Consider the following 14,032-nt stretch of genomic DNA (forward strand, 5'->3'; position numbering starts at 1 on the left):
TTAGAGGTAGGTGTTGGTTTAGTTGTTCAAATCGGCCTTCAAAAGGCCTAGGGCTTTTTCAAGATTTACTTTGGAAACCAAGCCGTCATACAAGGCTCCGAGGTAGTTGATTTCTGCCTGAATCAAGTCGGCATCCGCTTCCACCACCTCCAAGTTGGAGCCCACTCCTTCTCGGTATTTGATGGTGGCAATGTCATAGACTTCCTTGGCTAGGCTTAGATTTTCTTCCTGAACTTCCAGAATACTCAAGTCATTTTGAAGATTTGCTTTTGCAGAGTATATCTCATTTTTAATACTTTCCGTGAGGAAGTTCCGCTGATTTTCCAGCTGATTGATCTGAACCCGATTTCTTTGGATTCTGGCGCTTTTGCTCAGTCCGTCAAAAATCGGAATCTGCATGCTCACACCAAGCAAGGAACTGCTGAACCAATTGTCAGAGCTGAAAACTGTCTCCATGGTATTTCCGGCACCTTGTCTTCTGAAGTTGGCATTGAAGTCAATGGAAGGCATGTACTGCACGGTATTGTTTTTCAAATCCAGTCTGGACATTTCAAGCTGGGTGTTGATCTGGTTCAATTCTACCCGGGTAGTCCCCTCGATGGACAGGAGTTCCGGCAGTTGATCCTTCGGGTTTAATTCAATCAGAGATTCTGAGATAAGGATATCAACATCCAAAGGCATCCCCATCTGCAGTTTTAGCAACTCTTTGCTGACCTCCCAAGCTGTAAGGCTTCTTTGATATTGGGTCAATGTATTGTTTCGCTGCACCTGAACTCTCGAAACATCAATTTTCTCCACAAAACCGGCTTCATAAAGGGCCTTGGTTTCTTTCACCAAAGAATCGATTCGAGCCAAATTTGCCTGAGCCAGACGAATTCTCTCCTGATTGACCAAAACTCCGAAGTAGGCCTTTTTCACACTTTCGATAACATCGTTTTCAGCTTTGCCCAGATCGTACTGAGTCAATTCCTGAAGTGTCTTGGCTGCACGGAGGCCTACAAAGAAGGATCCGTCGAAAATCATCTGCGAAAGATTAATCCCAAGACCAGAGGAGTAGCTCACGCCAAAACGCGCCGGAATTACATCACTGGGATTGGTTGGATCGCCAAATGGTGGCTGGTTAGGCAAAAACACCACTGGGATTTTTGGATTGTAGTCCAAATTATAAGACCCGGTAATCTGAGGTAAGCCCGGAGCGGTATATTCTTTTTGCGTCGCTTTGGATACAAAGACCTCCAATCGGGCATTTTTGGTTTGTGGATTGTTTTCGATTGCATATTCAACGGCTTCTCTAAGCGTCAATTCGGCAGTTTGCTGCGCAAAATTGGGCGAAGAAAACGCAACCAGGAATAGCAGTAGGGCTGGAATAAATTTATTCATACTAAGTTGGTTTCAGATTTTACTGTTCTTTTTGGACTGGTAAGCCTCTCTTCCTTTTTCGGTGAAGATTCCATGAAGAAAATGGTCTATCAAGACCAAATTCTCTTCTACAAAATTGAAATTCGGGTTATTGAAATTATTCGGGTCGAATGCACTGGTGATCTGATTGATTCTTACTTTGGCCATAATCTTGGAATCAATCTCGGCACGGAAATAGCCCAGTTCAATTCCACGATCCAGCACCTTCACTAAATCTTCCTGGAGGCGATTGGTTTTAAATTCTTCAAACATTTTCCAAGCCTCCGGAAAATATTTCTGCACCTCTACGATCACTAAAGGATTGATAGAGGTAAGGCGCTCACTCATCAGCTGAGACATTTTTACCAAATGCTCGATCACTTTATCTTCACCTTCTTGGATTTTGATGATCTTGTTATGGTCTTCTTCCAGAATTTTTGCAAATACCTCTTTTACTAAATCCTTTTTGTCCGCAAACTCCTGGTAAATCGTCTTCTTGGAAATCCCTGCTGCACGAGCCAAATCCTCCATGGTTACCGTTCTTGCGCCAAACTTGGAGAATTGCTCCTTTGCGATGTCCAAAATTTTCTCTCTAGTCTCCAATTACTTTCCCCTTTTTGAAACAGAGTGCAAAACTACGGAAACTATTGCGTCGCGCAAAGTTTCCTGAGTTTTTATAAAATATTATGTGGATTTCCGCAATTGCTCCACAATCCTTAACTCCTTTGGTTGGCCCGTCGGAAGACCGAAGCCCGAAGTCCGAAGTCCGAAGCTAGCTAAAACTGAACCTCAAGCGGGATTTTATTCATTGTGTATGGCATACTGGTTAGAAAGCGGATTTACATAAAATATTATTTGCCTAATAAGCTCTGATCTTCCACAAAACCCTACCACCAAGTGTAATTATTCCAAGAAATCAGAATTTTAATTGCCTGGCAAATCCCAAAGCCTAAACGAATTTTATTCAATTTAGCGCCTCAAAAGCTTGAAATTCAGTGAATATCCAACCCTGACAAGAAATAAAAAGCACGTTCCTATTGGACATTCTTAAGAATACCCGAGCTTGACAGAATGAAAAAGGGAGATGGTTGATTGAAAAACACAATACCACACGTTTTTGCCCCAGATAGGTTTTCTATTTCAGGCAATTGGTTCGATTTTTCAAAAAACCTTCCGTTCAAATCCACAATAGGCAGCATTTCAGCAGGAAGTCATGAATTTTCATTTTCCTGCTTTTCAACCTTCCCCCCAATTCCTTACCTTTGCGACTTACCAGCCCAAGGACATGATTTTCTTCTTTGAATCCCCTCAGAAACTCATCTACGGAGTTCAAGTATCTCACCCTCTCAGCACGGAAGACCTAGACAAACTTACTTGGCTATTTGGCCAGGCAAAGCAGATTCCAGGTGAAAAAGTGGCCGGAAAATTCTCCGGTCCCCGAAAAGAAATGATCACTCCCTGGTCCACCAATGCAGTAGAAATCACTGTCAATATGGGGATCCAGGGTATTCAGCGAATTGAGGAATTCTTCCCAATGGCCGAAGGTGATCAGATTGACCCCATGCTCCAAAAGGCCTACGATGGTTTGGATCAGGAGATTTTTGACATCCACCTGCAGCCGGAGCCAATCAAGCCGGTAACTGACATCGCCTCCTACAACAAATCCGAAGGTCTGGCTTTGAGCCAGGAAGAAGTGGATTATTTGGAAAATGTATCCAAGCAGCTGGGCCGTCCTTTGACTGATTCGGAAGTCTTCGGGTTTTCCCAAGTCAACTCCGAACATTGCCGACACAAGATTTTCAATGGATCTTTTGTGATTGACGGAGAAGAAAAGCCGATGACGCTTTTCCAACTGATCAAGGAAACATCCAAAAAACATCCTAACAGAATTGCTTCTGCTTATAAGGACAATGTGGCCTTTATCCAAGGGCCAAAAATCCAGCAGTTTGCCCCAAAAACTCAGCATCAGGCAGACTTTTTCGAAACCCGGGAAATTGACTCCGTAATTTCGCTAAAAGCTGAAACCCATAACTTTCCAACCACTGTTGAACCTTTCAACGGAGCGGCCACAGGTTCTGGAGGAGAAATCCGAGACCGATTGGCGGGAGGAACGGCTTCCATTCCTTTGGCTGGAACAGCCGTGTACATGACTTCCTATTCCAGATCCGAAAAAGGAAGAAGCTGGGAAAAGAACCTCGCCGAGCGCCCTTGGCTGTACCAAACTCCCATGGACATCTTGATCAAAGCATCCAACGGAGCTTCTGATTTTGGGAACAAATTTGGTCAACCCCTTATCGCGGGCTCATTGCTCACTTTTGAGCATGAAGAAGCCAATAAGCAATACGGTTTCGACAAAGTGATCATGCTGGCCGGAGGGGTTGGATTCACCAATGCCAAGTACACTAAAAAAGGTGAACCAGGAACCGGAGATCAGATTGTGATCATGGGTGGAGACAACTACCGCATCGGAATGGGCGGATCTGCCGTGTCTTCTCTGAATACCGGCGAACTTTCCAATGCCATCGAACTGAACGCCGTACAGCGATCCAATCCGGAAATGCAAAAGCGGGTATCCAACGTGATCCGTGCCATGGCGGAAAGTGAGAACAATCCGATCATTTCCATTCACGACCACGGAGCCGGAGGGCATCTCAATTGCCTTTCTGAACTTGTGGAAAGCACTGGAGGAACAATCCATATTGACCAATTGCCGGTTGGAGATCCTACTCTTTCTTCCAAAGAAATCATCGGCAACGAATCCCAAGAAAGAATGGGCTTAGTGGTCGGCAAGAAAGATGTCGATACCCTGAAGCAGCTCTCTGAAAGGGAACGTGCACCATTCTATGTTGTAGGTGAAACCACCGGCGACATGCACTTCAAGTTCGAAAACCAAAAGACCGGCGAAAAGCCAGTAGATTGGGATTTGGCCTACATGTTTGGCTCCTCTCCAAAAACTGTTTTGGAAGACCAAAGTGGACTGGCTCCAAAGTTTGAAGAAGGGGAGTTCGAGCCTTCCAAACTTCAGGAATACATTCAGGAAGTCCTTCAGCTCGAAGCTGTAGCCTGTAAGGACTGGCTAACCAATAAGGTGGACCGATCCGTGACTGGCCGGGTTGCTACCCAGCAAACCGTTGGAGAAATCCAAGTTCCACTCAATGACCTTGGCGTCATGGCTTTGGACTTTACCGGCAACAAGGGTATTGCCACTTCCATCGGGCATGCTCCTGTTGCAGCTTTGGCCGATGCGGAAGCGGGCTCGAGACTGGCCATCGCCGAGGCCTTGACCAACCTGGTCTTTGCGCCGATCGCAGATGGTTTGAAGGGCGTCTCTCTTTCTGCCAACTGGATGTGGCCTGCCAAGAATCCTGGAGAAAATGACCGACTGTACCGTGCTGTCAAGGCCTGTTCGGATTTTGCCATCGAACTGGGAGTGAATATTCCTACCGGAAAGGACTCCCTTTCTATGACTCAGAAATACCCTAACGGAAAAGTAGTTTATTCTCCGGGCACCGTGATCATTTCCACGGTGGGAGAATGTACTGATGTAAAAAAGACTGCAAAAGCAGCCTTGATTCCTCAGGCAGGGACCAAGGTTCTTTATTTGGATTTTTCCAAAGATGCCGCAAAACTGGCCGGCTCTTCTCTATACCAAATCCTAAACAAAGTAGGTCAGGAAACTCCGGACGTTACCGATGCCGCCTATTTCGCCAAAGCCTTTGAAACTGTTCAGGAATTGATCGAAAAAGGTTTGGTCTTGGCAGGACACGATGTTTCCTCAGGCGGGATTTTGACTGCTTTGCTGGAAATGTGCTTCCCAAGCCAACATGTCGGTCTTTCCGTGAAAGAAAGCCGCTTGGCGGAAAGCAATATCATTAAGGCCTTGTTTGCAGAAAATCCAGGGATCCTGATTCAAGTCGGAAATGATCATGCTGCCGAGGAAATCCTAAGTGCAGCCGAGGTGGACTTCGTGGAACTGGCGGAAGTAACCTTAGACGGAAAAGTGAGTCTGGAAGCCCAAACCCTAGACGTTGCACCATTGAGAGATCTTTGGTTCAAGTCTTCCTATTTATTGGACAGAAAACAAAGCGGGGAAAAACTTGCCAAGGACCGTTTTGAAAACTATAAAAAGCAAGTTCTGAGCTACGAGTTTGCGCCCAACTGGACCGGAAGCTTTGCCAAGCTGGGCTTAAATCCAGCCCGAAAGGAAAAAGGCAGAGCCAAGGCAGCCATCATCCGTGAAAAAGGGGTGAATGGTGACCGTGAAATGGCTTATGCCCTTTGGTTGGCCGGATTTGAGGTCAAAGACGTGCACATGACGGACCTAATCGCCGGTCGGGAAGATCTGAGCGATGTGAAGATGATTGTGTTCGTAGGAGGGTTCTCCAACTCTGACGTGTTGGGTTCTGCCAAAGGCTGGGCTGGTGCCTTCCTTTATAACCCTAAGGCTAAGCAAGCTTTGGACAACTTCTACGCACGCCCTGACACGCTTTCCTTGGGAGTTTGTAATGGCTGTCAGTTGATGATCGAATTGGGTCTGGTGACTCCTGATCATGAGCAGAAGCCAAAAATGCTCCACAACGCCAGCCACAAGTTTGAGTCTTGCTTTGTAAATGTGACCATTCCTCAAAACAACTCCGTGATGCTGGGCAGCTTGAGCGGTCAGCGATTGGGCGTGTGGGTTGCGCACGGAGAAGGCAAATTCTCCCTTCCAAAAGGTGAATCGGCTTACCACTTTGCAATGAAATATAGCTACGCCGCCTATCCGGGCAATCCAAACGGCTCCGACTTTGCGACCGCGGGAATTGCTTCGCAGGATGGAAGACATCTAGCGATCATGCCGCATATCGAGCGAAGCCTGAAGCCTTGGAACTGGGCGCATTATCCAACCGACAGAAACGACGAATTCACCCCTTGGTTGGAAGCGTTTGTGAATGCTAGGAAATGGGTAGAAACTAAAGGTTGAAAAATCAACACCTAAGCAAAATCATCTTTAGAGAGTCTGACCTGAGGATGATTTTGTTTAGTTTTTATTTATTTGAAATTTATTCTTTTAGAAAAGATTCAAACCACTTTTTATTGGAGGGTTAAATTATAAACTGTTTAAATCAAAATGCTTTTCAACTCGCTTGATTTTGCGATATTCTTACCTATTGTTTTCTTACTATATTGGTTTGTTGCCAACAAGAATTTAAAGCTTCAAAATTTATTGATTGTGGCGGCAAGCTATCTATTCTATGGATGGTGGGATTGGAGGTTTTTATTCTTGGTTTTATTTAGTTCTATTGTCGACTATCTGGTTGGATTAGGTCTATCTAAGCAAGAGAATCCTATAAAAAGAAAATTTTTATTATGGACCAGTATTGCTACAAACTTGGGCTTTCTGGGATTTTTTAAATACTATAATTTCTTTCAGGAAAATTTTGTAACCGCATTTTCGCTTTTTGGAAAACAAATAAATTCCCACTCATTAACCATAATTTTACCTGTAGGGATAAGTTTTTACACCTTTCAAACTCTTAGCTATTCCATTGATGTATATCGTCGTAAGCTATCTCCTACAAAAGATTTTATCGCTTTTTCAGCTTTTGTGACTTTTTTCCCGCAATTAGTTGCCGGACCTATAGAAAGAGCTACCCACTTGCTGCCTCAGTTTTACCACAAACGGATTTTTGAATACTCTAAAGCTGTGGATGGACTGAGACAAATCCTTTGGGGTCTATTCAAAAAAGTCGTAATCGCCGATAATTGTGCCCAATTTGCAAATACGATTTTCGATAATTCCGGAGATTACCCCGGCAGCACCTTGCTGTTAGGAGCTTTCTTTTTTGCTTTTCAGATTTATGGAGACTTTTCCGGTTATTCTGACATTGCCATTGGAGTTTCCCGTCTTTTTGGTTTTGACCTTATGCAGAATTTCAATTATCCTTATTTCTCAAGGGACATTGCAGAATTTTGGAGAAGATGGCATATTTCCCTTTCTACCTGGTTTCGAGATTATCTCTATATACCGCTCGGGGGGAGTAAAGGTGGTATTTGGATGAAAGTACGCAACACGTTTATCATCTTTTTGGTAAGCGGATTTTGGCATGGAGCCAATTGGACGTTTATTGCTTGGGGCGCTTTAAACGCTCTTTTTTTCCTTCCCCTTTTGGTCACCAACAACAATAGAAATCACTTGGGCATAGTCTCTCAGGATCGTACTCTTCCTACTTTTCGAGAATTCCTAATGATGTCTACTACGTTTGTGATGACTCTTTTTTCATGGATTTTTTTTAGAGCAGAAAATATTACCCATGCTAAAACAATCTTTTCCACGATTTTCTCCAAATCTCTTTTTGCAATACCCTATTTCAAAGACGGTTCTTTAGCATTGCCGACCCTAATATTGGTTGCTTTATTTATTGTAATAGAATGGATAGGAAGAAAAAGACCTTATGCAATCGCCCACTTTGACAGTAACTGGTCTCGAATCTCTAGATACACCCTGTATTATTCAATCTTAGCTTTGATTTTTTGGTTTGGTGGCAAGGATCAACAGTTTATCTATTTCCAATTTTAAAATATGGAAAAGTTTATAATTAGGTTTTCTTTCTTTATTTCTCCTATAATCTTAGCATTTATCCTCACCGAGGCTTTTTTTTCCACTGACAAAGGAGATCTATTAAAAATTGGATACATCGCAGATATATCAGGATATGATAAATCCGAGGTGTTCAAAGAGGAATTTGAGAGAGAAAAATTTTTCACTTCCTTCTCAGAATTAAGTATTCAGCAAAATCATCGATTTAAAACTTTTGTCATAGGCGATTCCTTTTCAGATCAAGGAAACTACAGCTTCACCAATTATCTCGCAGAATACTCAAGGGATTCCCTTCTCTATCTGGATAGAAACTTCCATGACAATCCTATCCAAACTCTCAGCGAATTAGCGAATGGAGATTTTTTCGATAGTCTCCAGGTCGAATTCGTTGTTTTGCAATCTGTAGAAAGGTCCATCCCCCTGAGAATTGATTTCGACCAAACATTAACTCTTACGCTCGATTCATTATGGAAAATTAAAGAATCCAGAAAGTCTTTGGTTGGGTATAATTCGAACGAGGTGGACAAACTATTCTCTGATAGGATTTTGAAGTTTACTACCCTCAATTTGGGATATCTAGTTGATGATAACGCATTCTATTCTGAAACCTACATTGTCGAGACAAGAGACTTTTTATTCTCAGTAAAAAATAAAGATTTATTATTCTTCTTCGATGACTTGCGTTCCATTACAGACAACTCGGAAAAGGAACGGTTAGAAAAGCTTAACGATCAGATTAACCTGATTAATTCAAAGCTTTCGGAAAAAGGAATAAAATTAATCGTATTGTTTAGCCCGGATAAATATGGGTTTTATTACGACCAAATTGTCGATAAAGAAAAATACCCTCAACCACTATTTTTTAAAATCTTTGAAAGTCTACCCAAAAATTATCTTTATCTCAACTCTGATGAAATTCTAAAGAAATCAATACCTCATCAGAAGGATCTCTACTTCTACGATGATACACATTGGAGTCCAATAGCCGCAAAACTGATTGCTAAAGAAATCGATAACCTAATGGAAAAACAGGGAACATTATAAATTTTAATCCAAAAATGGACCCCTAAATCTAAACATTTAGGGTGGATTCAGTGAATAAGACGAGTCATCCAAAAAGCTAAGTCCAATAACATCCCTCTACCAAACCCAACCTCAAGGTTAAATTTTCTTATCTACCCCTCCACTAAACCTAGGACTAAAATAATCTGGTATCAAATTCGCTAAGGACTTTCAGCAAAAACCCCTTCCAATACACCCTTCTCAATTGATAACCATGAGCTTCAAAAAACTCTTGCTAAGCCTGCTCTTTTTCAGTCTGTTCCAATTCAGCTACGCACAGGAAGAAATTTCCGAACAGATCAAGCTGGAGCGGGATTCCCAATTGAAAGAATTGAATCAAAAGCTCAAAACCAACGAGGAATTAGTCAACAAACTCACGGAAAAAATCGCCGCTGCTGACAGCAGAACCGCTTCGGACAAGGAAAAGATCAATGACTTGGAAAAACTCCAATTGGCCTTGGACGATCGCCTGAAAATCCTCGAAGAAGCTCCCAAGACTAAAATCAACCTCAACGGACAATTGGCTTTTACCGAACTTCTCAGCATTCAGCGGGACATCCAGCCGGTCGAACTTTTCCTCACCTCCCAATCCTTTTTTGACCAGTTGGGTAATGTGACCAAAATCCAACAATACAAGTCCTTTACCTCCTGGAAGACCGAGTTTGACAAGTGGTATTCCAAAGAAGGACAAAGCGATACCATGATGAGCGTGGTGCAAAATTCCATTAATCTGATTTCCACCGCTTCCTCGGCCGTTCCGCTTTATGGCACTATGGTCAATACGGCCATTTCCGGCGTAACGAGCATGGTTTCAACCCTAGGTAAAAAGGAAAAGGAGCTGTATGAAAAATCTCCCGAAATGCTCCGAATCCTGACTGTCACCAGCCAGTTTGAGCAGCAAAAATCCGTCATCGACCACGAATGGATGCTGATCAACAAGGAATTGGAGTTGCTTCAAAAGGAAAACAACCAGTTGTTGGAAGAGCAACTGACTTACTTCGGGATAGATAAGGCTAGATTCCAAAGCAGATACCTGAAAGCCACACTGGATTCCGAGCGGGAACTCTTCAAAAACGAATGCAGAAAGGCCATTTCCGATAAGATTGCAGCTCTGGAACGAAACTCCGACACTCGGGGAAAATGGCTTGGACAGGTGGAAACCTATATGTACAAAGTCCAGTCGCTAAGAATGCGTTTTGGAACCCTGACTATGCGGATGCAGGCCAATATCGAGCAGTATGAGTCTTTGATCAAGGTTTATGGGGATTCCGGAAAATTCCCGACGGAGTTTACCTCCAAGATCATGACGCTCAACAATCCCCTGAACAATCTCAAGAATAAATTCTACTCCTCCTTCAACCCAATCAAGTATATCGAGGATTCAGCGGTGATGTATATAGAGAGGAATTGATGGGATTGGGGATTACGGATTTCGGATTTCAGACTTCGGATTTCAGACTTCAGACTTCAGACTTGATACCTGATACCTGATACCTGATACTTGATACTTGATACTAAAAAAAATCCTCCCTTTCATTCATCGGACCAAATCAAAGCAAACGATTCCGCAGTATTTGGCAGAGCTGGGGACTCTCTTTGGTTTGCATTTGCTAACTTGATTGAGATATATCCCTAAAACAATTCGATGAAATCAACCCTATTGACTCTTTTGCTGGCCCTCTCCCTGATGGTTTGCAAGGCACAGGAAACCAGACCCGGACCACAACCTCCTCCAGAAACTGGCGAACAATTCAAGGTAGGAATCGCAGGCTTTACCTTCGCAAGATTCGACCTCGACAAAACCCTAGAAACCTTAAAAGCCTTGGATGTCCATTACCTATGCATCAAGGATTTTCATTTGCCCATGAACAGTACCGATGCGGAAATTGCTGCTTTCCATGAAAAGCTGAAAGCCCATGGAGTGACCGGATATGCCGTTGGCCCAATCTACATGCGATCGGTAGAGGAAGTTGACCGGGCCTTTGCCTATGCCAAACGAGTTGGGGTCAAGCTAATCGTGGGCGTACCCAATGTGGAGCTGCTACCCTATGTGGAAAAAAAGGTACAGGAGTATGATTTCAAATACGCCATTCACTTACATGGACCAGATATTCAAATCTATCCAGATGCTGACGATGTCTGGAAGCATACCAAAGATCTCGATCCGAGAATGGGCATGTGCCTGGACATCGGACACGACACCCGCAATGGCAAAGACCCGGTAGCCGATCTGGAAAAATACCATACCCGTGTCTTTGACATGCACATCAAAGACGTAACCGGTCCCACCAAATTGGGGTATTCCCTAGAAGTGGGAAGAGGGATTATCGAAATTCCTTCCCTAGTGAGAATGATTCGAAAAGTTGGTTATACCGGAGTTTGCAGTCTGGAACACGAGCGGAATATGGACAATCCATTTATGGGTATTGCCGAGTCGCTCGGGTATTTCCGAGGGGTGATTGAAGCGACTAAAGAATAGGGTTAAGAAATTATCATTTGACGATAAAGGCTGGATTCGAAAGAGTTCAGCCTTTTTTCTTGGGTACTTTTGAAGGCCAAAAGTACCCAAAAGCCTTGGCCCCGGTCTTTGTTTCCATCTAATTAAGGCCTTTCTTCAAAACGAAATTTCACCTATAACAACGTGTGCGGTTGGAGGAATTGGCCGCGAGGGTGCGGTGGGATCGTGCGTGAGGAGCATAGCCAATTCTTGATTTTTTGGGTACTTTTTTATCAAGAAAAAAGTACCGTGAGAAAAGCCTAAAGTATTTTCCTCAAAGCCAATGGAGAAAATCCCTTTGGTATATAATTAACCCGTCTTAGGAACCTCAGTCCCTTCTTTTCTTGTCACTTTTTGAAGTCCAAAAAGTAACCAAAAAGACTTGGCCCCGGTCTTTGTTTCCATCCAGCATCGTTTCGACTCAAAGAAAGTCCCTTTTTGGATGGATTTTTTCTCGCTCGAATGACTAAAAATGACTGGGTCTCTCTCGCCCACTCGAGAGCCAAGTCATTTTTTTTACGCCTTTCATCACATCGAAAAAACCACAAATCCCGAAGGGCCACGCGTTCAAAATATTATTTTCTGCTAAAAGCTGGCCTTCAATAGAATACCTAGTGCTAGGAAATCAAACATTCTTCTATACAAATGCCCTACTTTGGACTACGTGTGCGGTGGGCGGACGTGGCAGCGAGGTGTGGGTAGGCCCTGCGCGGGGAACCCCGAAAGCTTTCGGGGCACGTCTTGACCTTTCCCCTACCCTACACCTGGCCCCTCGCTAAAAATGTCCACCGGACATTTTTATACGCTCGGTCCTAAATCAAGCCAAAAGAACAGTAAGAAAAACATGAATCACTCCTAGAAGGAAAATGGAGAAAACCAGGTCAATTCCTTTGGCATTAAATAACCCGTCCCAAGAACTTCCCTCGCTTTTTCCCTTGGTACTTTTGAAGGCCAAAAGTACCCAAAAGCCTTGGCCCCGGTCTTTGTTTCCATCCAGCATCGTTTCGAATAATAGCAAACTTCCCTTTGACGACCTATTCAGCAGGCTAAAGCAGCAGTGAGGCATGGACTTTAACTGTGAGAGAAAGCTTTCCTATTACAAATTTGACTCAAAAACTCTCCCCAAGGAAAGGAGTAATAAAACCGTCCATAAAATGGCCCTCCATCGATTTACTCGGAGGAGTTTTTGGATATTACTTTCTATATCTTCCCCTCGATCAATAGCATTGTGAATGGGAACAGCGAAAAAAAAGGTGTTGATCCAAATAATGCCTAAAAGAATCCCGTCAACCATGAAACCAAGAGGGTCAAAAAGGATTTGTAAACCGATCACGGCGGTCTGAACAAACAATAAAGGCCCCACGAAATAGAGAATCTTTTGGGTATATAGTTGGTGCCAGGAATTAAATTTCTCCCGGTCCATATAACTAAAAGAGGGATAAATGATGACTTGTACCAACCAAATCAGGACAAAGAACCCTGAGTCAACCGAAAGACGAATCCATTCCATATCACGCTATTTTTTTTGCCTAATTAGACAAATCATCGAATTCTAAACCTCGCTTTCCTTTAAAACCTTTAGCAGGGCAAGCCAGCAACCCCTGGTATTTTGACTCATTTGAGCTGCCACTGGGTTTCGGTATGAACTCTCTTCAGAATTAGAAAAAAAGGAACCCACCAAATCAGGTCGTTGGTATATAAGGTATAGCTAAACTGAATGGGAATCTCTTTCAAAACAAGGTAATTGAAAAGGAATCCGATCGGCCCGAATATCTTTCCCAGAAACCCGACGGCTATGATGGGCCAGTGTTTTAGGGGATTGTAGCTTGCCCACCAATAGCCCAAACCATAAACTCCTACAATCATACCGGTACCTTGCCAAATGGTGGAATGTTGAAGGGGAGCCATTCCAGTCCATTCGAAAAAGGTATGGGGCCAAATCACCACCCAGGCCCCCCAAAGTATATTATAAATCGCTGCCCATTTCAGGCAGTTTGACATCCAATCGGGATAACTCTTTTCCATTCCTTAAGGACAATCCCAGAGTCAAAAAGTTTGAATAGGGGGCTAATCTTTTTCAACTGATCGATAAGATTGACATATAGGTCTCCTCTACCCTTTGATTTTTTTAGGATTTTTTTCACTGATTCCTTTTTCTATCGCACAGATGCAAGCTTTGGTAAAAACCACAAATCCCGAAGGGCCAGGCGTCTAAACATACACCCGGAAATTTGCATGCAAACATTTGACAACGTGTGCGTTGGGCTGACGTGGCAGCGGGGAGTGGGTTGGGCCTGCGCGGGGAACCCCGATCGCTATCGGGGCACGTCTTGATCTTTTGGGTACTTTTTTATCAAGAAAAAAGTACCGTGAGAAAAGCCTAAAGTATTTTCCTCAAGGCCAATGGAGAAAAATCCCTTTAGTATATAATTAACCCGTCTTAGGAACCTCAGTCCCTTCTTTCCTTGTCACTTTTTGAAGTCCAAAAAGTAACC

10 protein-coding genes are annotated in these 14,032 nt (G+C 43.4%); 5 read left to right on the forward strand and 5 right to left on the reverse strand.

Annotation, left to right across the window (positions count from 1 at the left end; translation table 11 throughout):
- Nucleotides 1-18: 18 nt before the first annotated feature.
- Nucleotides 19-1,380, reverse strand: a complete 1,362-nt coding sequence (locus tag G458_RS0102385; RefSeq protein ID WP_026950488.1) for a TolC family protein — start codon at nt 1,378-1,380, stop codon at nt 19-21.
- 12 nt (nt 1,381-1,392) lie between these two features.
- Nucleotides 1,393-1,980: a TetR/AcrR family transcriptional regulator gene (locus G458_RS0102390; protein WP_245579219.1), complete on the reverse strand. Its 588-nt coding sequence runs from the start codon at nt 1,978-1,980 to the stop codon at nt 1,393-1,395.
- Between the two features lie 703 nt (nt 1,981-2,683).
- Here G458_RS0102390 and purL point away from each other — a divergent pair.
- The 5 genes from purL to G458_RS0102425 all read left to right on the forward strand — a co-directional run bounded on the left by purL (nt 2,684) and on the right by G458_RS0102425 (nt 11,519).
- Nucleotides 2,684-6,361 carry a phosphoribosylformylglycinamidine synthase gene (purL, locus tag G458_RS0102400; protein WP_026950490.1) on the forward strand — a complete coding sequence of 1,226 codons (3,678 nt, stop codon included), beginning with the start codon at nt 2,684-2,686 and terminating at the stop codon, nt 6,359-6,361.
- Nucleotides 6,362-6,508: 147 nt separating this feature from the next.
- Nucleotides 6,509-7,957, forward strand: coding sequence for an MBOAT family O-acyltransferase (locus tag G458_RS0102405; RefSeq protein ID WP_026950491.1), 1,449 nt, complete (start codon nt 6,509-6,511; stop codon nt 7,955-7,957).
- Nucleotides 7,958-7,960: 3 nt separating this feature from the next.
- Entirely contained in the window at nt 7,961-9,022 is a 1,062-nt protein-coding gene (locus tag G458_RS0102410; protein WP_026950492.1) for an alginate O-acetyltransferase AlgX-related protein, read from the forward strand.
- Between the two features lie 232 nt (nt 9,023-9,254).
- Nucleotides 9,255-10,451, forward strand: coding sequence for a coiled-coil domain-containing protein (locus tag G458_RS0102415; protein ID WP_026950493.1), 1,197 nt, complete (start codon nt 9,255-9,257; stop codon nt 10,449-10,451).
- A 234-nt stretch (nt 10,452-10,685) separates the two neighbouring features.
- Entirely contained in the window at nt 10,686-11,519 is an 834-nt protein-coding gene (locus tag G458_RS0102425) for a sugar phosphate isomerase/epimerase family protein (protein ID WP_026950494.1), read from the forward strand.
- Nucleotides 11,520-12,354: 835 nt separating this feature from the next.
- On the opposite strand, the gene G458_RS0102440 is transcribed toward G458_RS0102425, so the two are convergent.
- From G458_RS0102440 to G458_RS0102450, 3 genes are all read right to left on the reverse strand, one after another.
- Entirely contained in the window at nt 12,355-12,603 is a 249-nt protein-coding gene (locus G458_RS0102440) for a hypothetical protein (RefSeq protein ID WP_157359663.1), read from the reverse strand.
- Nucleotides 12,604-12,633: 30 nt separating this feature from the next.
- Nucleotides 12,634-13,047: a hypothetical protein gene (locus G458_RS0102445; RefSeq protein WP_026950496.1), complete on the reverse strand. Its 414-nt coding sequence runs from the start codon at nt 13,045-13,047 to the stop codon at nt 12,634-12,636.
- A 104-nt stretch (nt 13,048-13,151) separates the two neighbouring features.
- The gene (locus G458_RS0102450) at nt 13,152-13,538 is read right to left on the reverse strand and encodes a hypothetical protein (protein WP_026950497.1); all 387 of its coding nucleotides are present in this window, start codon (nt 13,536-13,538) and stop codon (nt 13,152-13,154) included.
- Nucleotides 13,539-14,032: the final 494 nt, after the last annotated feature.

The organism is Algoriphagus mannitolivorans DSM 15301 (genome assembly GCF_000429425.1).
Lineage (GTDB): Bacteria > Bacteroidota > Bacteroidia > Cytophagales > Cyclobacteriaceae > Algoriphagus > Algoriphagus mannitolivorans.